Origin of the sequence: Streptomyces sp. SID11385, assembly GCF_010548245.1 — a bacterium.
In the GTDB taxonomy this organism is placed as follows: Bacteria; Actinomycetota; Actinomycetes; order Streptomycetales; family Streptomycetaceae; genus Streptomyces.
This window is the reverse complement of the sequence record NZ_JAAGLR010000593.1, coordinates 1-18,767: the sequence shown is the minus strand read 5'-3', so window position 1 is coordinate 18,767 and position 18,767 is coordinate 1. Positions and strand designations below refer to the sequence as shown.

Genomic DNA, 18,767 nt, shown 5'->3' with positions numbered 1-18,767 from the left:
CCTACTGTTTGTTTGTAACGCCATGATGAGCCAGTAAGGAAGGCGATACAAAAGGAACATCGGTGTGCGTGACGGAGGAAAAAGGGCGCTGTGCAGGACAGCGCGGGTATCGGGATGGCGGCCACGGCCGGTCCGGTCCGGGCCGTGCGTCGGCGTCCCGGCATTCTGTACGAGGTCGTCACGCGGCTGGTCGGCCGGGCGGCCGACCACCGCGAGGTGAAGACCCCCGCGGCTAAACGCTCAGCGACCGCGCGTAGTTCACCTGCTGCATGACCTGGTGGAAGCTCCACGGTCCGAGCGCGGGGAGCATCGTGGAGTGGTGGCGGCCCGCGCTCGTCACGGTCACCTGGATGAAGCCGCTCGTCTTTCGCTCCTTCATGAGCAGGAAGAGCAGGCCCAGGCCGCAGAGCAGGATGCCGAAGATGATGGCCAGGATGATGCCGGTCTGGCTGATCTTCTCCTCGGTGCGGGACATGTCGCTCGCGTTCCACACCGAGCCCTTGAGCGGCATCGTCCCGGCGGGCGTGGTGATCTCCGTCTGCGTCACGATGATGTCGCCGATCGCCAGCAGCGGGGCGGGCCCGCCGTACTGCGGGGCACCCCCCGGTGGCGGGAAGCCGTATCCGGCGGGTGGCTGCTGCGGGTAGCCGTACCCGGCCGGGGGCTGTTGCGGATAGCCGTACACGGGCGGTTGCCCCGGAGCGCCGTACCCGGGCGGCGGGCCCCACTGCGGCCCCTGCGGACCCCCCGGCCCCTGCGGACCCCCCGGCCCAGGCCCGCCCGGCCCCGGCACCCCGTCCTGCGGCGGCATCCCCTGCGGCGGCACCCCCTGCGGTCCCGCGGGCCCCTTCGTGAACGGGTCGCTGCTGTCGGGGCCGGGCGGCGGTGTGGTCATCGGTGCTGTCCCCCATACGGGTGAGTCGGAGACGAGCATCGTGACATACGACGGGGCCGCCACCCCGGCGAGGGGTGACGGCCCCGTATGTACGAGAGCCACGTGACGGAGCCGCGGCCCCGTCAGGTCCTCAGTAGCGGCGCGTGATCAGCGCCCGCTTGACCTCCTGGATCGCCTTCGTCACCTCGATGCCGCGCGGGCAGGCGTCGGTGCAGTTGAAGGTGGTGCGGCAACGCCACACGCCGTCGCTGTCGTTGAGGATTTCGAGCCGCTGGCTGCCCGCCTCGTCGCGCGAGTCGAAGATGAAGCGGTGCGCGTTGACGATCGCCGCCGGGCCGAAGTACTGGCCGTCGTTCCAGAACACCGGGCACGAGGACGTGCACGCGGCGCACAGGATGCACTTGGTGGTGTCGTCGAAGCGCTCGCGGTCCTCGGCGCTCTGGAGCCGCTCGCGGGTCGGCTCGTTGCCCGTCGTGACGAGGAACGGCATGACGTCGCGGTACGCCTGGAAGAACGGGTCCATGTCCACCACGAGGTCCTTGAGGACCGTGAGGCCCTTGATGGGCTCGACCGTGATGGGCTTGGCGGGGTTCAGGTCCTTGATGAGCGTCTTGCACGCGAGGCGGTTCTTGCCGTTGATCCGCATCGCGTCCGAGCCGCAGATCCCGTGCGCGCAGGAACGGCGGAACGTCAGCGTGCCGTCCTGTTCCCACTTGATCTTGTGGAGGGCGTCCAGGACGCGCTCCTTGGGGTCCATCGGGAGCTGGAAGTCCTGCCAGACGACGTCGGCGGAGACCTCCGGGTTGAACCGGCGGACGCGCACGGTGACCGTGATGAGGTGGCCCGAGGCGGCCCCGGCCTCCTCCACCTTGTCCATGATCGCGGTAGTCATCAGTACTTACGCTCCATCGGCTGGTAGCGGGTCTGCACGACCGGCTTGTAGTCGAGGCGGATCGCCTCGGTGCCGTCCGCCGAGACCTCGCGGTACGCCATCGTGTGACGCATGAAGTTGACGTCGTCGCGCGTGGGGAAGTCCTCGCGGTAGTGACCGCCGCGCGACTCCTTGCGGGCGAGCGCCGAGGTGGCCATGACCTCGGCGAGGTCGAGCAGGTTGCCCAGCTCGATCGCTTCGAGGAGGTCGGTGTTGAAGCGGCGGCCCTTGTCCTGGATCGCCACGTTCTTGTACCGGGCGCGCAGTTCGGCGATCTTCTCGACCGCCGTCTTGATCGTCTGCTCGGTACGGAACACCATCACGTTGGCGTCCATGCACTCCTGGAGCTCGTTGCGCAGCACCGCGACCTTCTCGGTGCCCGTCGAGTTCCGCAGGTGCTCGACCTGCGCGACGACCTGCGTCTCCGGGTCCTCCGGGAGCGGCACGAACTCGTTGGCGTGCGCGTACTCGGCCGCCGCGATGCCCGCGCGCCGCCCGAAGACGTTGATGTCGAGCAGCGAGTTGGTGCCGAGCCGGTTGGCGCCGTGTACGGAGACGCAGGCGACCTCGCCGGCCGCGTACAGGCCCGGCACGACCGTCGTGTTGTCGGCGAGGACCTCGCCCTGCACGTTGGTCGGGATACCGCCCATCGCGTAGTGCGCGGTCGGCTGGATCGGGATCGGGTCCGTGTACGGCTCGATGCCGAGGTACGTACGGGCGAACTCGGTGATGTCCGGGAGCTTCGCGTCCAGCTGCTCGGGCGGCAGGTGGGTCAGGTCCAGGTACACGTGGTCGCCGTCGGGGCCGCAGCCGCGGCCCTCGCGGATCTCGGTGTAGATCGAGCGCGAGACGACGTCGCGCGAGGCGAGGTCCTTCATGACGGGCGCGTACTTCTCCATGAAGCGCTCACCGTCCTTGTTGCGCAGGATGCCGCCCTCGCCGCGCGCGCCCTCGGTGAGCAGGATGCCCATGCGCCAGATGCCCGTCGGGTGGAACTGGAAGAACTCCATGTCCTCCAGCGGCAGCCCGCGCCGCCACACGGCGGCCTGCCCGTCACCGGTCAGGGTGTGCGCGTTCGACGTCACCTTGAAGAACTTGCCGGTCCCGCCGGAGGCGTAGATGACCGACTTTGCCTGGAAGACGTGGATCTCGCCGGTCGCCAGCTCGTACGCCACGACCCCGGCCGAGCGCTTGACGCCGTCGACCTCGGTGAGGAGCTGGTCGAGCACGTAGAACTCGTTGAAGAACTCCACGCCCTCCTTGACGCAGTTCTGGTACAGCGTCTGGAGGATCATGTGACCGGTGCGGTCCGCCGCGTAGCACGAGCGGCGCACGGGCGCCTCGCCGTGGTTGCGGGTGTGCCCGCCGAAGCGGCGCTGGTCGATCGTGCCGTCCGGGGTCCGGTTGAACGGCAGGCCCATCTTCTCCAGGTCGAGGACCGAGTCGATGGCCTCCTTCGCGAGGATCTCGGCGGCGTCCTGGTCGACCAGGTAGTCACCGCCCTTGATCGTGTCGAAGGTGTGCCACTCCCAGTTGTCCTCCTCGACGTTGGCGAGGGCCGCGGCCATGCCGCCCTGCGCCGCGCCGGTGTGGGAGCGGGTGGGGTAGAGCTTGGTCAGTACGGCGGTACGGCTGCGCTTGGTCGCCTCGATGGCGGCGCGCATGCCCGCGCCGCCGGCGCCGACGATGACGGTGTCGTACTTGTGGATCTTCAGCTTCATGATTCTCGTGGCCCCGGCTCTAACGGATGTTCGGGTCGAAGGTGAAGATCACCAGCGTGCCCAGCAGGACGGTGAAGATGGTCGCCGCCCACAGCAGGCCCTTGAGCCACATGCGGGTCATGGGGCGCTCGGCGTAGTCGTTGATGACGGTGCGCAGGCCGTTGCCGCCGTGCAGCATCGCGAGCCACAGCATGAGCAGGTCCCAGCCCTGCCAGAACGGCGAGGCCCAGCGCCCGGCGACGAACGCGAAGCCGATCTTCTGCACGCCGCCGTCCAGGAAGAGCTGGATGAGCAGGTGCCCGAGGACGAGGACGACCAGGACGATGCCCGACAGGCGCATGAACAGCCAGGCGGCCAGTTCGAAGTTGCGCTGCGGGCTCTTCTTCGTCTTCTTGGTGCGCTGCCGGGGCGGCTCGATGACCGGCGCCGGGTTGTCGACGTCGTAGAGCGAGGCGCCCTCGACGGGTCCGATCGCGGAAGAGGCCGCGGAGGAGGTCTCGGTGGACATCGCGTCAGCTCCCGAACAGTTGACGTGCGGCGTGGCCGAGGACGGAGTAGAGCGAGCCGAGCATCAGCACGACCCACACCACGAGGACCGTCCAGAGCATCTTCTTCTGGTGGCGGGGGCCCTGCGACCAGAAGTCGACGGCGATGATGCGCAGGCCGTTGAGCGCGTGGAAGAGGATCGCGGCGACGAGGCCGTACTCCAGCAGCGCGACGACCGGATTCTTGTAGGTGGCAACGACGTCGTCGTACGCCTCGGGGGAGACACGCACGAGCGCGGTGTCCAGGACGTGTACGAACAGGAAGAAGAAAATGAGGACGCCGGTGACTCGATGAGCCACCCAGGACCACATTCCTTCCCGGCCGCGGTACAGCGTTCCAGCCGGCACGGAAGAACCCTCCGGGGAAAGGATTGGGAGCCTGCCGCGATCCATTCCTGTCGACGGTCGGCCCGGCCGGGTACGGTCCACCGGCCCCGGCCATCGTAGTCACGGGCGGGGGCCCGCCCCGCACGGGGGCATGCGGTGTGATCAAACTGGCACGTACGGGCGAAGGAGTCGGCCGAAAGGGTGTGTTCAGGCGTCCGATCAGGGCGGATGCCTGCCCATTTGAGGCCCGGTGACGCCCGTTCGGCTCCCTTCACGCGGCTGTGCGCGCGCTGTGCCGCGCGTGTCGGACACCGCCGTACGGGGCAGACGCGGCCCGGCGGGACGGTCCCGGCCGGGCGCGGTGTCATCCGAACGAGGGGCCGGGCGCCGGGAGTGACACCGTGTCGGCCGCAGCGGGAAGAGGTCTCGTACGGCAGTACCGCGCACCCGAGCAACGAGGACGTGACCCGTGGCCGAGCACCGCCGCCAGGACCCCCGCGACCCGGGCGGGGGGCGTCGCCGCGCCGCGTGGGCCTCGATCGCGGCCCTCGTCGTCGCGGCGGCCGTCGCGCTCGGCCTCACGGTGTGGCCGGGCGGCGACCACCACGGGGACGGCGGCGGTCCGGGCTCGGCGAGCGGCGCCGACGAGCTCACCGTCTCGCCGACGCCCGCCGCCTCGTACCCCGTCTCGAAGCCGCCGCGCACGATCCCCTCCGTACGCGACTTCGACGCCGCGCGCGGCCCCGGCTGGAAGCCCGCGAAGTCCGGGCGGGTCCTCGCCGCGGACGAGGGACTCGCGGACGAGGCCAAGCTCCTCGCGGGCGAACTCGGCATGACGTACGGGGGCGACGCCGACCCGCGGCGCGGGGACGTGTGGCTCGGGCTCGACGAGAAGGCGCGGGACGGGGACGCGGACGGCGGCGACGAGGCGTACACGCTGCGCGTCGCCGCGGGCCAGGCGCGGATCACGGCGGCGGGCCAGGACGGGGTGTGGTGGGGCACCCGGACGCTCGGACAGGCCGTGCGCGCGGACGGCACGATGCCCGAGGGCACCGTGAACGACCGGCCGGAGAAGCCGCAGCGCGGGTTCATGCTCGACATCGCCCGCAAGTGGTACGACGAGGCGTGGATCAAGGCGCGGATCGCGGAGATCGCCGACCTCAAGTACAACCAGTTCGTCCTGCACTTCTCCGACGACCAGGCCTTCCGCGTCGAGTCCTCCTCGCACCCCGAGATCGTCTCGGCGCAGCACCTGACGAAGACGCAGGTCCGCTCGATCGTCTCCTACGCGGCGGCCCGGCACGTCACCGTCGTCCCCGAGATCGACTCGCCCGGACACCTCGGCACGGTCATCAAGGCGCACCCGAAGCTCCAGCTGCGGGACGCGGCGGGCAAGCCCGTCGAGGGCGCGATCGACATCGGGAACGCGGACTCGGCCCGCATCGTCGACGACCTCCTCAAGGAGTACGCGAGCCTCTTCCCCGGGCGCTGGTGGCACATCGGCGCCGACGAGTACCAGGCCCTCGTGCGCTCCGACCCCGAGGCGTCCTTCCCGGAGCTGGCCGCGCTCGCCCGCAAGAAGTACGGGGCGAAGGGCCGCGTCCAGGACCTCGCCCAGGCGTGGCTGAACGACCGCGCGAAGACGGTGCGGGACGCGCGCGAGGGGCGGATCGCGCGGGCGTGGAACGACGGCTTCTTCGCGGGGGGCCAGGTCGTCGCCGACCGGAAGGTGGAGGTCGTCTACTGGACGGGCAAGGAACTCGGCGCCCGCCCGCCCGCCGACTACCTCGCCGAAGGCCGCCAGGTCCTCAACTACAACGACGAGTTCCTCTACTACGTCCTCGGCCAGCCCAACACCTTCACGTACCCGACCGGCCGGCGCATCTACGAGTCCTGGACCCCCCGCGTGCTGCGCGGCACGAGCGCGGTCCCCGCGCGCTACGACCACCTCATCGAGGGCGGCGGCTTCGCCGTCTGGGGCGACTTCCCGAACGCCCAGACCCCCGACCAGGTCGCGCAGGGCATCCGCCTCCCCCTCCGCGCCCTGACCGAGAAACTCTGGCCGGCAGCGACGAAACCGGCCCGCAGCTGGACGGACTTCCAGGCGGTGTCGCGGGCGATCGGCTGAGGGAGGGCGGGCACGGGGCGGGTACGCGCGGCCGTCCCGTACCGCCCGCTCCCGTACCGCCCGCCCCGCCGGAGCCCCCTCAGATCAGCGGGGTCACCTGGTCCTCGATGCCGAGCAGGGCGCGGCCGTAGAGTTCGCTCGCGATGGCCGGGTTGACGACCGCGTGGCGGCTGCCGGTCTCCTGGTCGCGCCAGATGCGCTGGAGGGGGTTGACCTCGGCGAAGCTGCCCGCGCCGTGGATGCTCACGAGGATGTCGATGGCCTCGCGGGCGCGGCGGGCGACGTAGCCGGTGTCCATGCGGACGCGCGCGCGGATCTCCAGGGGCATGTACGTGCCGGAGGCGGCCCACGTGTCGATGTCGTCGGCGGCGCGCAGCAGGTGCAGGCGCGCGGTGTCGACGAGCTGGGCCGCCTCGGCGAGCTGGATCTGCGTGGACGGGGCCTCGGCGGCCTTCTCGTAGAAGGTGTACGAGATGCCCTTGCCCTTGCCGAGCGAGGTGACGACGTGTTCGAGCGCGGCCTGCGCGAGCCCGGCCTGCGGGCCCGCGAGGACGAGGGCGAGCACGGGGACCATCGCCGAGCGGTACAGGACCTCGTCCTGGTGCTCGGTCGGGTAGTCGCCGACGACGCCGCGCGTCGTGGACAGGACGCGGTGCTCGGGCACGAACACGTCGTCGGCGACGAGGGTGTTGCTGCCGGTGCCGCGCATCCCCGCCACGTACCACGTGTCGTCGATCGTGAGGTCGGTGAGCGGGATGAGCGCGGAGCCCTGGTCGGTCTGCGCGCCGCTCCCGTCGGTGAGCGGGATGCCGAGGTTCGCCCACTGCGCGTGCAGGCTGCCGGAGGCGAAGCCCCAGCGGCCCGTGACGCGCCACCCGCCCTCCACCTTGCGGCTCGTCGACGTCGGCGCGAGCACCCCGCACACGCGCGCGTCGGGCCCGGAGCCCCACACGTCGAGCTGCGCCCGCTCGGGGAAGAGCCCGACGGTCCAGTTGGTGACGTTGATCAGCGTCGCGACCCACGCCGTCGAGCCGCAGCCGCGCGCCAGCTCGCTCGTGACCTCCAGCATCGTGCGGAAGTTCGTCTCGAAGCCGCCGAGGCGGCGCGGCACGGTGAGGCGGAACAGGCCCGCCTCCGTGAGCGCCTTGATGTTCTCCTCGGGAACCCGGCGCTCGCTCTCCGCGCGCGCCGCGTTCTCCTTCAGCAGCGGGACGAGGGCGGTGGCCCTGGCCTTCAGTTCCTCTGCGGTGGGCGTGCTCATGGGGCCTCCTGGGTGGTGCGCGTTGTGCCGTCCCGGTGATTGGACGCCGCGCGGCGCCGCGCGTCCTGTGGCTGGGAGGGCAGAGTCGGCCGCGCGGCTTGGTCCTCGGGGCCAGCCGGGCGGGGCGGGGGGCGCGTGGGTCGGGGCTCGGCGCCGGGCTTGGGTCCGCGCGACCAAGGGCGGCGCGTCTTCCTGTGCGCCCGGGCCAGTGCCGTGCCCCGCGCCGCGCGCCTTCACTGAGGGGGACCACGCCGGGCCCGCCCCGGCGCCGTACCCAGAGACCGGAGGCCGCCGTGTCCCCCCTACCCACCGCGATCCCCGCCGCAGCGCGGGACTTCCGGCACGTCCTCGGGCACGTGCCGACCTCGGTCTGCGTCGTCACGGCGACAGGCCCCGAAGGACCCGTGGGGCTGACGGTGGGCAGCTTCACCTCGGTGTCGCTCGACCCGCCGCTCGTCGTCTTCTACGCGACCCACACCTCGGTGAGCGCGGCGGCGGTGATCGCGGCGGGCCGCTTCTGCGTCAACGTCCTCGCCGACGACCAGGAGCACGTGTGCGCGTCCTTCGCGCGGCGCGGCGCGGACCGCTTCGCGACGGGGGAGTGGGACCTGACGGGGCGCGCCGCGCCGCGCCTCGCGGGTGCGGCGGCGTGGATCGAGTGCGATCTTGAGGAGACGCTGCCCGCCGGTGACCACGTGGCGGTGCTCGGCCGGGTGCGGGAACTGGCGGCGGCGGGGCGGGACCCGCTCGTCTTCCACCGCGGCCGGCTCGCGCGGCTCGCGGAGGCGGTGCGCCCGGCGCCCGTACGGTGCTTCGACTGGTGGGAGGACTGACATGACCGGCTTCGTCATGGCGGGCGACGACATCGCCCTCGTCACGCAGACCGTGCTCCTCGAACGGCAGGGCCGCGACCGCGCCTGGTGGGACCAGATGCGCGCCTGCTACTGGCCCGACGCGGCCGTGCGGCTGAGCTGGTACCAGGGCGACGGGCCCGGCTTCGTCACCGCGTCCGAGGCGATGACCGGGCGCGGCGACGCGAGCGTGCACCGCCTCTCGCCGCCCGCCGTGCGGATCGTGGGCGACCGCGCCCTGGCGGAGGTCCCGGCGGGCATCGAGGTGCGGACGGAGATCGGCGGGGTGCTCGCCGACCTCGCCTCGTACACGCGGATCGTCTACCGCCTGGAGCGGCGCGGGGGCCGGTGGGGCATCGCGGCGCTGGACTGCGTGTACGGGCGCGATACGTGCCTGCCGGCCGTGCCGGGCGAGACGGTGACCATCCCGGCCGCCGAGCTGGCCCCGTACCGGCCCTCGTACGCGATCCTCTCCTGGCACCTCGCGCGCCGGGGCTACCCGCCGTCGACGGACCTGCTCGGGGACGACCGGCCGGAGGAGACGGCGGCGTTCTACGCGGAGGTGCGGGACTGGCTGGGGGGCTGAGGGCGCGGGTGGGCGGGGGCCCCGGGGCGTACGCATCCGCCTCGGGGCCCCTCCCGTGTGCCCCGGCTCAGAAGCCGACCTCGCCGAGCCCCTTCAGCCCCAGCATCCGCCGTGCCTCGTCCGGCGTCGCGACCTCGCGCCCCAGCTCCCTGACGATCCGCACGGCCTTCTCGACCTGCTGCGCGTTGGACGTGGCCAGCTCGCCGCGCCCGATGTACAGGCTGTCCTCCAGGCCGACGCGGACGTGCCCGCCGAGGAGCGCGGACTGCGTGGCGAAGGGCATCTGGTGGCGGCCGGCGGCGAAGGCGGAGAGGTAGTAGTCGTCGCCGAAGAGCTTGTCGGCGATCGTCACCATGTGCTGGAGGTTGTCCGGGTCGGCGCCGATGCCGCCGAGGATGCCGAAGATGGACTGGATGAGGAACGGCGGCTTGGCGAGGCCGCGGTCGGCCATGTGGGCGAGGTTGTAGAGGTGCCCGACGTCGTAGCACTCGTACTCGAAGCGCGTGCCCTGCCCCTCGCCCAGCTCGCGCAGCGTCGTGGCGATCTGCGCGAAGGTGTTGGCGAAGATCGCGCCCTCGGAGGCGCGCAGGTACTCCTGCTCCCAGTCGTGCTTCCAGTCGCGCGCCACCTCGGCGGCCGGGTGGAGGCCGAAGTTCATCGAGCCCATGTTGAGCGAGGCCAGCTCGGGGCGGGCGCGGCGGGCGGCGGCGAGGCGGTCGTCGAGCGTCATGTTGACGCTGCCGCCCGTCGTGATGTTGACGACCGCGTCCGTCTCGGCCTTGATGTGCGGCAGGAAGCGCAGGAAGACCTCGGGATCGGGCGTCGGCTGCCCGGTCCTCGGGTCGCGCGCGTGCAGGTGCACGACGGCGGCCCCGGCGCGCACGGCGGCGACGCTCTGCGCGGCGATCTCCTCGGGCGTCACGGGCAGGTGCGGGGACATGCTCGGGGTGTGGGCGGAGCCGGTCACGGCGCAGCTGATGATGATCTTGTTGGTGCGCTTCACGGGTGAACTCCTGGGGTGCGGCGGGTGGTTCGGTGTTCCGGGGGGACGGCTCAGGCGGAGTGCGCGCCGCTCATCAGGGCCGCCAGGTCCTCCGGGGCGAGGAAGGAGGGCGGCGGCGGGGGACCCCAGGAGTAGAGGGCCTGCGCCCCGTCCCAGACGCCCGGCTTCCACAGCGCGTCCTCCACGACGCAGTCGAGGTCGGAGTAGTACTCGCTGAAGTTGCCCGCCGGGTCCTTGAGGTACCAGAAGAAGTTCGAGCCGATGTGGTGCCGGCCGAGCCCCCACGTGTGCCGCTCGGGGTCCGTCTCCAGCATCGCCTTCGCGCCGCGCCCGATCTCGTCGATGTCGTCGACCTGCCAGGCGGTGTGGTGCAGGAAGCTCACGGGGGCCTGCTGCACGAGCACGTTGTGGTGATCGGTGGAGCAGCGCATGAAGGCCGCCAGTCCCGGCACCTCGTCGCTGACCCGGAAGCCGATGCCCTCGGTGAAGAAGCGCTGCGAGGTCTGCTGGTCGGTCGAGCCGAGTACGACGTGCCCGAGCTTGCGCGGCCGGACGGGGCCCTCGCGCAGGATGCCCGGCGCGCGCTCACCCGCGCGCACGGGCTCGCCGGGGCCGTTGTACGCGACCGGGGCGGGCGGGTCGTGGGCGACGACGCGCTCGGCGATCGTGACCTCGACGGTGACCTCGGTGCCGGGGTCGCTCGCGCGCACGGAGGTGCCGGTACGGGTCACCTCGACGCCGAAGCGGGTGAGCGAGGCGGCGACGCGGTCGAGGTCGTCGGGGTCGTCGGCGCCGATGCCGAGGTGGAGCAGCCGGCGGCGGTCGGAGCGGGCGATGCGGAGCTGTTCGCCGCCGTCCACGGTGGCGAAACGCGCCGTGTGCGGGGGCTGTTCGGGGGTGGACGCGAGGGGAGTGAGGCCGAATTCGGCGTAGTAGGCGGCGGCGCTCGCGACGTCGGGGACGCCGAGCGTGAGACCGGTGAGGCGGTGCAGGGACATGGGCGGCTCTTTCGGGTGACCGTGGGCGGGGGGAGACGGGGCGGGGCGGAACGGGCGGGGGCGCGCCCGACGCCATGAGGATGCGCGCCCCGTACCGGTCCGGCGTGGGCTGGCAGGACAGAACTCGCCGCCCCGGTTGGACTTTGGTCCTCGCGCCCAGTCAGGGGGGCGCGCTTCGGCCTCCCGGCCCAAGCGCTGTCCGCTTTCGTGTGGTTCACTGCCCATCCCGCGCGGTATGTCCGGGCGGGAGGACGACGGGGGCCGGTGGACGACAGTGAGGCGGTGACCGCGATGGCGCGGGCGGCGGAACGCACGTGGGTACGGGAACTGCGCCACGACGACCCGCCCCCGCCCGCGAGCCACCCGCCGCTGCTCGCGCAGGCCGCCGAGCGGCTGGGCCCCGACGCGGTGCGGTGGGCCGTGGCGCTGGGGAGCCGCATGGCGCACGAGATCATCGCGCGCGTCCCCGAACTCGGCGGCAGCGAGGAAGCCGTCGAGATCCTGCGCCGGGGCACCGAGTCCGCGGTGATCCACGGGCTGCTCGTCGTGGTCGCCGACGATCCCGCGCTCGCCCGGCTCACCGAGGAGCAACTGGAGGGCGACCGCGTGCACGTCCGCCGGGGCATCCGCGTCGACCTCGTCCTGCGCGGCGTGCAGATCGGGCACGCGCTGCTGACCCGCGAACTGATCGCGGCGGCCTCGGTGCTCGTCCCCGAGGAGGAGCGCGTCGCGGAACTGGCCCGCGTCTCCGACCTCGTCTTCCGCGTCGTGGAGGTGATGTCCTCGACGATGGCGGTCGAGCACAACGCCGAGCACGACCGCTGGGTGACGAGCGCGGCGGCGGAACGGGCGGCGACCGTGCGGAAGCTGCTCGCCCCCGGGCCGCCGCAGCCGCCCGAGGAGGCGTCCCGCGTGCTCGGCTACCCGCTGGAGCGCCCGCACGTCGCCCTCGTGCTGTGGCAGTCGCCGGGCAGGGAGGCCGCGCCCATGGACCTCCAGCGCGCCGCCTCGCGCCTCCTGCACGCCTACGGCTGCACGACGACACTGGAGATCCCCGACGGCACGTCCTCGCTGTGGGCCTGGGGCGCGTGGCGCTCCTGGGACACCGAGCCGGGCGACGGCGTCGCCGACCTGCCCGCGCACGTGCACGTGGCCGTGTCCGCCGCCGCCGAAGGCGTCGCGGGCTTCCGGCAGAGCCACCTGGAGGCGGCCCGCGTCGCCGAACTCGCCCGCGCCTGCGGAAACCCGCGCGGCCTGACGAACCTCATCCACTACCCGGACGTCGAACTCGCCGTCCTCCTCGCCCAGGACCTCGACCGCGCCCGCACCTTCGTCCGCAGGGAGCTGCGCGAGGCGGCGGCGAGCACCCCGGCCGCCGCCGAACTCCGCGAGACGGTCGCCGCCTACCTCCGCCACGACCGCAGCCTCATGCGCGCCGCCGAGGAACTGAACGTGGCCCGCAACACGGTCGCCTACCGCGTCAAGAAGTTCACCGAGCTGACCGGCCGCGACGTGGCGGAGCGCCGCCTGGAACTGGAGGCGGCGCTGCGGCTCTCGGGGGTGCTGGGGGACCGGGTGACGCGGGACTGAGGGCGTGGGCGGCGCGGGGGCGGAGGGCGTGGGGCGGGTGCGGCGGCGGGGCCGCGCGTACGGGCCGGGTGCCCCCGTACCGTACGCGCGGCCCCGTACCCGCGCCTCGGCGCGCCTCCGCACCACTCGCGCCTCAGTACGCCCCCGGTGCCGCCGCCACCCTCTCCAGGATCGCGTCCAGCTCCGCCCGCTCCCACCAGTCGCCGTCGCGCATCACGCCCGCGATGCCGTGCAGCGCCCGGTGGTCGCTCAAGGGGTCCGCCTCCAGGAGGACGAGGTCCGCCGGGAGGCCCGGGGCGACGCGGCCGAACTCGCCCTCCTCGCCGAGGAAGCGGGCCACCTCGCTCGTCGCCATCCGCAGGATAGCCCCGGGAGCGAGCCCCGCCTCCGCCAGCAGGTCGAACTCGTCGTGCAGCGCGAAGCCGGGGACAACGCCCGCCGCCCCGCACGCGTCGGAGCCCGCGACCATCGGGACCCCCGCCTCGGCGAAGGTCCGCGTCATCCGCAGCTGCGCCGCCCAGTGCTCCCTCAGCGCGCGCCGCGTCGCGTCCGGGAGCCGGGCGAACTTGCCCGCCGACTTGTCCCACTTGCGCAGCTCGGCGGGGGCCATGTAGCGGCGCCTGGGGTCCTCGGTGTGCTCGGGCGCGTCCCCGAACTGCTGCGTGTGCACGCGGATCAGCGTCGGGCACTGCCACGTCCCGTGCGCGACGAAGAGCGCCGCCAGCTCCTCCGCCTTCTCCTGGTCGTACGAGCCGTCCGCCAGCTCGTACGCGTGCGCCTCGTCCGGGGAGGTCCGCGTCGCCGGGTTCGTCACGACGCCCTCGATGAGCTTCATGACGAGCTTCTCGGCGCCGGGGAACCGCACCTTCGGCAGCGACGGCATCCGGCGCGACGCCCCCACGGCCCGTACCTCCGGCTCGCGCGCGGACGCCGCCGCGAACACCGTGACCCCGGGGCCGAGGTGCTCGATCGACCACACCCCGCCGCGCGCGGCCTCGCGCGGGTCGAGGTCGGGCGGGAGGTGGCCGCCGAGCCTGATCCCGAGCCGGTTCGCCTCCTTGAGCGCGGCCATGAACGTCTGCGCCGTTGTCATGCCCGCCTTGACGAAGTCCGCGCCGTCGCGGTGCTGTTCGCGCACGGTCCGCACGGCGTCCTCGGCGCTGCCCGCGTTGAGCGGCGTCAGCAGGTCCCCGGCCGTCGCCCGGAGCGCGGGCGCGCCGTTCGGCCGCGGCAGGCGTCCCTCGCGCCGGGCCGCGAGCAGCGCCCGGTTCCCCGACATCTGCCGGAAGCCCACGACACCCTGCGTCAGCATCAGCGCGTAGGCGCCGTCGACGTCCTCGGGGGTGTTGAGCGCGTGCGTGTGCGTGTCCGTGAAGCCGGGGACGAGGAACCGGCCCCCGCCCTCGACGACGTGCGCGCCGTCCGCCGGGGCGGGCTCCGCGCCCGTGGGCGACACGGAGACGATCCGGCCCTCCTCGGCCACGACGTCCCTGCCCGCGCTCCCGCTCCCCGCGGCGGGATCGATCACCGTGACGTCCCGGAACACGACCCGGCCCCGCACCCGCGCGGGTTCCACGTAACGGCTCATCGCTCCTCCGCCCCGCCGAAGAGCTTCGCGGCGTTGCGGCTCGTCAGGTCCCGCCACGTGCCGCCGCCGGAGGGCTGCGCCGCCATGTCCACGGAGGTGATCTGATCAAGGGCTCCGGAGGCGGGCGTCCAGCAGTAGTCGCTCCCGTACAGCAGCCGCTCCGTGCCGAACGCGGCGGCGAAGGCGGGGATCTGGCGCGGGAAGGGCGTCCCGGCCATGTCGTACCAGAGGCCGCCGAGCTGTTCGACGACGCCGGGGCCCTCGCCGCCGAAGAGCCCCTTGCGGAACATGTCCATGCGGTCGGCGAGGAGCGGCAGCGCGCCGCCGCCGTGGGTCAGGACCCAGCGGATGTCCGGCGTACGCGCCAGGACGCCGTTGAAGACGAGGTCGCTCGCCGTACGGGCCGTGTCGAAGAGAAACTCCAGCATGGGGCGGGGGCGCCCGAGGTCGACGGCGTCGGCGTGCGGCGGCGAGGTGGGGTGGACGAAGACGAGCGCGCCGCGCCGGTTCAGCTCCTCCCACAGCGGGGTCAGGCGCTCGTCGCCGAGGTACACGCCGTGGTGGTTGCTCTCGACGGCGACACCGTCCGCGCCGAGCACGTCGAGCGCGTACGCGGCCTCGGCGAGCGCGCCGTCGACGTCGGGCAGCGGGAGCGAGGCGAAGAGCCCGAACCGCTCGGGGTGCGCGTCGCGCGTGCGCGCCCCGTACTCGTTCACCTCGCGCGCCAGCGAGCGGGCGGCGGCGTCGTCGCCGAAGTGCGTGCCGGGCGAGGAGATCGACAGGTAGGACTTGGTGATGTTGCCGCGCCGCATCAGGTCCAGGTGCTGCTCGGGCGACCACTCGGGCCAGCCCGGCATCCCGTCCGGGTGCGCGACCCCGGCCGCGCGCGCCTCGGCGACGTAGCGGTCCGTGACGAAGTGGGCGTGGACGTCCACCAGGCCGGTCGTGGCTTCGGGGTCGGTGTCGTGGGTGCCGTGCGGGCTCATGTGGCGCTCCTCGGTCGATGGGGGCTCGCCTGCGAATCTATGGAGACGGACGGGGAGCCGCAGGAGCGGTGCCAATGAATGGAACACCTGTGAACGGACGACCTGAGGGAAGCGCCGAGGGGCCCGGTGCGGCCCGCGAGGAGGGCGCCCCGCGGCGGCGCGGACGCAAGCCCGCCGCGGGCAGCCCCGTCATCGACCGCGCCTTCGCGCTGCTGGGCGCCTTCGACAGCGGCCACCGGGCGCTGACCCCGGCGGACCTCGCGCAACGCGGTGGCCTCCCGCGCTCCTCGGCACTGCGCCTGGCGCGTTCGCTCGTCCGGGTGGGGGCGCTGGAACGCCGGGAGGACGGCCGTTTCGTCGTCGGCCTGCGCCTGCTGGAGACGGCCTCGCTCGCGCCGCGCGGCCACGGGCTGCGGGCGGTGGCGATGCCGTACATGGAGGATCTTTTCCACGTCACGCGGCAGCACGTGCTGCTCGCGGTGCGTGAGGGCGAGGAGGCGGTGCTCGTCGAGCGCCTCTCCGCCCGCGACGCGAGCCCCGTCCGCTACCGCGTCGGCGGGCGTCTGCCCCTCGCCGCGACGGGCGTCGGCCTCGTCCTGCTCGCCTTCGCCCCGCCCGCGCTCCAGGAGCACCTGATCGCCACGTACGAGCCCGGCCGGGGCCACGACGACATCCGCACCCCCGCGGAGCTGCGCCGCCTCCTCGCCGAGATCCGCCTCGCCGACCACGCGGAGGGCACCCAGACCCGCCCGTGGCCGGTGAGCACGGTCGCGGCCCCGGTCCGCGACAGCACGTCGGTCGTGGCGGCCCTCTCGGTGGTGGCCCCCCGCGAGGGCTTCTCCGGCGCGGGCTTCACCCCGGCGGTACGGGCAACGGCCCGCGCGGTCTCCCGCGCGCTGCGGGGGGACGAGGCGGGGGCGGGGGGTGCGGGCCGGGCGTGAGGATACGGGGTCGTCGGGCCTCGCGCGGGCGCTCCGCACAGACCTCAGCGAGCAGAGTCCCACACCGTGATGGTGCCGGTGTAGTTCCCGCCGTCCTGGTCGAACGCTCCGGCGGTGACCACGGCGATGCGCCCCTGCCTGGACTTGACGCAGTACCGCTTGCCGGCGGTGACGGGCAGGGTCTCCGAGCCCTGTGTGGTGATCAGCTCCGCGCACTGTTGCCGAGTCGGCTTCGCGGGAGTGTCCCAGCGGGCGACGGTCGGCGTGGTGGTGAACAGTCCCCCGCCGAGTCCGTACATCTCGTCCTCGCGGACCTCGCCGGTCTGGGCGTAGTTGATCCAGAAGCTGGCTCCGGTATTGCTCGACAGCACGGACGGTGGATTCGAGTCGAGGTCGATGTACGTCAGCCTCATCCTGCCCGACCACAAAGGAGTGTCCGCCCGGGGGCTTGGGGATTCCACGGCCTTCGACGCGCTTGCCGGCGGCGCGGCGGCCGTCGGTGAGGCTGTGCCGTCGGACCGTGCCGAGTCGCCGGGGAGTGCTGATCGCCGGCTCTCTGTACCGCCTGCCGCCGGAGCCCCGGCGAACTTGACCACGACCACCACGACGACGGCGACCATCACGACACCGACGAGGATCATGACCTGGATCATCGGGTGGCGGAAGACCCTGGCCTGGTCCGCCGCGTAGTGATGGTGATGTTCGGTGTGCTGGTCGATCCGCTGGTCGCCACCCGCTTGGTTGACTTGCCCGCGCCCGGACGCGCGTCCTTGGCTGCTCACCGAGCCCGTGAGGCGCTTTCCTCGCCCTTCCGGCTGCGGAGGGCTCATCGCTCGGTGATGTGCTGGTCGCGTCCTGCCTGGTACACGCGGCCCTTTCCGGTCGCGCGGCCGCTCATCCGCACCTCTCCGACATCCGCGCTTCCGCGCGAGGATTCCGGCCGCAGTTCGTCGAGGAGCTCACGAAGCGCGGCGGCGATGTCGGGTCTGTCCCTGAGCAGGCGACGTACACGCCCCTGCCACTCCGCACGCAGCTCCGCCTCGGACAGCTCATCGCCGTTCTCACGGGAAGCGAGCAAATCCGCCCTCGCGGCGTCGAGTTCGGCCGCGAGGGTTTCGGCGCGTTCGGGATGGACGCGCCGCCACAACGTGATGAATCCGTCTCGCGCACAGCCCCAGGCGTCTGATGCCATCGCGCCGACGAGTGTCACTCCAGCTGTTCGCGCCAGTTCCACAGCCACGTCCGGGCCCATCACGCCCCCTGTCCTCGGTAGCGTTACGTCGCACGGTCGACTCCGCCGATGAGAAATAATAAGGCGTATTCGCCCTGGGGAAGCGGGAGTTGACCTAGCGGAGCCGGGGGCCGACAGCAGCGTGCCGGCCTCGGACCCGTCCAGAACGGCCGAAACCTCCTCGGACCGGTCCCGGCCGCGCCGGGTGGTACGGGAAGCTTCGGCCGCGACGTTGGTCACGCGGCCCGGCGCCCAGCATCGTTGCCCCTGGTCACGGCGTGCGCGGAAAGGCGAACGGCCGGGTCGCCACCCCCCACAGGAGAGACCCGGCCGTCGCACGGCACGGGCCGTTTGAGGGCCCGTACTTCCTACAGCGCCATGGTCCCCCCAGACGTCACACCCGGACGGTCACGTGTCGGTAACGCTTCGTGGTGCGGGGGGCAGGGGCCGAACGTCCGGCTCGGCCTGAAAGGGTGGAGTACTGGCCAACTGACCGGTAGCGTGCTGATTCGCGCCGGACCGGACACGGGCCCGGTGGTGACGCGAGTGGGGGCAGGCTGAGGGGTGCTGGGGGACGACGCGGAGCTGACCGCCGCGGTACTCGCGGCTCAGCGGGGGGACGAGGCCGCTTTCCGTACGGTGTACCGCGAGGTGCAGCCGCGCCTGCTCGGCTACATCAGGACCCTCGTCGGCGAGGGCGACGCGGAGGACGTCGCCTCCGAGTCCTGGCTCCAGATAGCGCGTGACCTGGGCCGTTTCGACGGGGACGCGGACCGGTTCCGGGGCTGGGCGGCGCGGATAGCGCGCAATCGCTCCCTCGACCACATCCGGATGCGCGGCCGCCGTCCCGCCGTCGGCGGCGACGAGTCCGAACTCACCGTGCGCGCGGGGGACTCCGACACGGCGGGCGAGGCCATCGAGGCCCTCGCGACCGGCGAGACCCTCGCCCTCATCGCACGCCTCCCGCAGGACCAGGCCGAGGCCGTCGTCCTCCGCGTTGTCGTCGGTCTCGACGCCAAGAGCGCCGCCGCGACCCTCGGTAAACGTCCGGGCGCGGTACGCACGGCGGCCCACCGCGGACTGAAGAAACTGGCCGAACTTCTGGGCGGCCGCGAGGCGGACGGGACGGACGGCATGGGCGGGACGACCGGCGGCGGTACGGGGATCGCCGACGCGGGCGAGGGG

18 protein-coding genes are annotated in these 18,767 nt (G+C 72.8%); 6 read left to right on the top strand and 12 right to left on the bottom strand.

What is annotated here, in order from left to right; translation table 11 throughout:
- Positions 1-232 precede the first annotated feature (232 nt).
- From G3I42_RS18160 to sdhC, 5 genes are all read right to left on the bottom strand, one after another.
- Positions 233-895 carry a hypothetical protein gene (locus tag G3I42_RS18160; RefSeq protein ID WP_164287243.1) on the bottom strand — a complete coding sequence of 221 codons (663 nt, stop codon included), beginning with the start codon at positions 893-895 and terminating at the stop codon, positions 233-235.
- Positions 896-1,025: 130 nt separating this feature from the next.
- Complete coding sequence (locus G3I42_RS18155) at positions 1,026-1,787, bottom strand: succinate dehydrogenase iron-sulfur subunit (protein WP_164287241.1); 762 nt, start codon at positions 1,785-1,787, stop codon at positions 1,026-1,028.
- Positions 1,787-3,541: a succinate dehydrogenase flavoprotein subunit gene (gene sdhA / locus G3I42_RS18150; protein WP_164287267.1), complete on the bottom strand. Its 1,755-nt coding sequence runs from the start codon at positions 3,539-3,541 to the stop codon at positions 1,787-1,789. Before sdhA ends, G3I42_RS18155 begins: the two co-directional genes overlap by 1 nt.
- A gap of 25 nt (positions 3,542-3,566) precedes the next feature.
- On the bottom strand, positions 3,567-4,055 hold the full coding sequence (locus G3I42_RS18145) for a succinate dehydrogenase hydrophobic membrane anchor subunit (protein WP_164287240.1): 489 nt from the start codon (positions 4,053-4,055) through the stop codon (positions 3,567-3,569).
- A gap of 4 nt (positions 4,056-4,059) precedes the next feature.
- On the bottom strand, positions 4,060-4,440 hold the full coding sequence (gene sdhC / locus G3I42_RS18140) for a succinate dehydrogenase, cytochrome b556 subunit (RefSeq protein WP_008747624.1): 381 nt from the start codon (positions 4,438-4,440) through the stop codon (positions 4,060-4,062).
- A 448-nt stretch (positions 4,441-4,888) separates the two neighbouring features.
- Here sdhC and G3I42_RS18135 point away from each other — a divergent pair, with 448 nt between their 5' ends.
- Complete coding sequence (locus G3I42_RS18135) at positions 4,889-6,547, top strand: glycoside hydrolase family 20 protein (RefSeq protein ID WP_343244583.1); 1,659 nt, start codon at positions 4,889-4,891, stop codon at positions 6,545-6,547.
- 79 nt (positions 6,548-6,626) lie between these two features.
- Here the strand turns inward: G3I42_RS18135 and G3I42_RS18130 are convergent, their stop codons facing one another.
- A complete protein-coding gene (locus G3I42_RS18130) occupies positions 6,627-7,808 on the bottom strand; it encodes an acyl-CoA dehydrogenase family protein (protein ID WP_164287238.1) in 1,182 nt (393 codons plus the stop codon).
- Positions 7,809-8,101: 293 nt separating this feature from the next.
- Between G3I42_RS18130 and G3I42_RS18125 the strand changes: the two genes are divergently transcribed.
- The gene (locus G3I42_RS18125; protein ID WP_343244582.1) at positions 8,102-8,641 is read left to right on the top strand and encodes a flavin reductase family protein; all 540 of its coding nucleotides are present in this window, start codon (positions 8,102-8,104) and stop codon (positions 8,639-8,641) included.
- Position 8,642: 1 nt separating this feature from the next.
- On the top strand, positions 8,643-9,245 hold the full coding sequence (locus G3I42_RS18120) for a nuclear transport factor 2 family protein (protein WP_239096527.1): 603 nt from the start codon (positions 8,643-8,645) through the stop codon (positions 9,243-9,245).
- A gap of 67 nt (positions 9,246-9,312) precedes the next feature.
- Here the strand turns inward: G3I42_RS18120 and G3I42_RS18115 are convergent, their stop codons facing one another.
- Both G3I42_RS18115 and G3I42_RS18110 read right to left on the bottom strand, forming a co-directional pair.
- On the bottom strand, positions 9,313-10,248 hold the full coding sequence (locus G3I42_RS18115) for a 3-keto-5-aminohexanoate cleavage protein (RefSeq protein WP_164287236.1): 936 nt from the start codon (positions 10,246-10,248) through the stop codon (positions 9,313-9,315).
- A gap of 50 nt (positions 10,249-10,298) precedes the next feature.
- The gene (locus tag G3I42_RS18110; RefSeq protein WP_164287234.1) at positions 10,299-11,246 is read right to left on the bottom strand and encodes a VOC family protein; all 948 of its coding nucleotides are present in this window, start codon (positions 11,244-11,246) and stop codon (positions 10,299-10,301) included.
- 264 nt (positions 11,247-11,510) lie between these two features.
- On the opposite strand from G3I42_RS18110, the gene G3I42_RS38435 reads away from it, so the two are divergent.
- Entirely contained in the window at positions 11,511-12,836 is a 1,326-nt protein-coding gene (locus tag G3I42_RS38435) for a helix-turn-helix domain-containing protein (protein ID WP_164287232.1), read from the top strand.
- Positions 12,837-12,969: 133 nt separating this feature from the next.
- Here G3I42_RS38435 and G3I42_RS18100 read toward each other — a convergent pair whose 3' ends face one another.
- Both G3I42_RS18100 and G3I42_RS18095 read right to left on the bottom strand, forming a co-directional pair.
- A complete protein-coding gene (locus tag G3I42_RS18100) occupies positions 12,970-14,424 on the bottom strand; it encodes an amidohydrolase family protein (RefSeq protein ID WP_164287229.1) in 1,455 nt (484 codons plus the stop codon).
- A complete protein-coding gene (locus G3I42_RS18095) occupies positions 14,421-15,410 on the bottom strand; it encodes an amidohydrolase family protein (RefSeq protein ID WP_164287227.1) in 990 nt (329 codons plus the stop codon). The genes G3I42_RS18100 and G3I42_RS18095 overlap by 4 nt, the downstream gene beginning before the upstream one ends.
- 89 nt (positions 15,411-15,499) lie before the next feature.
- Between G3I42_RS18095 and G3I42_RS18090 the strand changes: the two genes are divergently transcribed.
- The gene (locus G3I42_RS18090; protein WP_343244581.1) at positions 15,500-16,351 is read left to right on the top strand and encodes an IclR family transcriptional regulator; all 852 of its coding nucleotides are present in this window, start codon (positions 15,500-15,502) and stop codon (positions 16,349-16,351) included.
- A 44-nt stretch (positions 16,352-16,395) separates the two neighbouring features.
- On the opposite strand, the gene G3I42_RS18085 is transcribed toward G3I42_RS18090, so the two are convergent.
- Positions 16,396-17,181, bottom strand: coding sequence for a hypothetical protein (locus G3I42_RS18085; protein ID WP_164287223.1), 786 nt, complete (start codon positions 17,179-17,181; stop codon positions 16,396-16,398).
- Positions 17,178-17,591: a hypothetical protein gene (locus tag G3I42_RS18080; protein WP_343244580.1), complete on the bottom strand. Its 414-nt coding sequence runs from the start codon at positions 17,589-17,591 to the stop codon at positions 17,178-17,180. Before G3I42_RS18080 ends, G3I42_RS18085 begins: the two co-directional genes overlap by 4 nt.
- Positions 17,592-18,146: 555 nt before the next feature.
- Here G3I42_RS18080 and G3I42_RS18075 point away from each other — a divergent pair.
- Positions 18,147-18,767: RNA polymerase sigma factor (locus G3I42_RS18075; RefSeq protein ID WP_343244579.1), on the top strand; the 621-nt coding region annotated here is incomplete at its 3' end.

Bases quoted from the DNA above. Each gene is read 5' to 3' on its own strand.
- G3I42_RS18160 (WP_164287243.1), bottom strand. From the start codon at position 895: ATGACCACACCGCCGCCCGGCCCCGACAGCAGCGACCCGTTCACGAAG.
- G3I42_RS18110 (WP_164287234.1), bottom strand. From the start codon at position 11,246: ATGTCCCTGCACCGCCTCACCGGTCTCACGCTCGGCGTCCCCGACGTC.
- G3I42_RS18155 (WP_164287241.1), bottom strand. From the start codon at position 1,787: ATGACTACCGCGATCATGGACAAGGTGGAGGAGGCCGGGGCCGCCTCG.
- G3I42_RS18130 (WP_164287238.1), bottom strand. From the start codon at position 7,808: ATGAGCACGCCCACCGCAGAGGAACTGAAGGCCAGGGCCACCGCCCTC.
- G3I42_RS18100 (WP_164287229.1), bottom strand. From the start codon at position 14,424: ATGAGCCGTTACGTGGAACCCGCGCGGGTGCGGGGCCGGGTCGTGTTC.
- G3I42_RS18085 (WP_164287223.1), bottom strand. From the start codon at position 17,181: ATGAGCCCTCCGCAGCCGGAAGGGCGAGGAAAGCGCCTCACGGGCTCG.
- G3I42_RS18095 (WP_164287227.1), bottom strand. From the start codon at position 15,410: ATGAGCCCGCACGGCACCCACGACACCGACCCCGAAGCCACGACCGGC.
- G3I42_RS18145 (WP_164287240.1), bottom strand. From the start codon at position 4,055: ATGTCCACCGAGACCTCCTCCGCGGCCTCTTCCGCGATCGGACCCGTC.
- G3I42_RS18120 (WP_239096527.1), top strand. From the start codon at position 8,643: ATGACCGGCTTCGTCATGGCGGGCGACGACATCGCCCTCGTCACGCAG.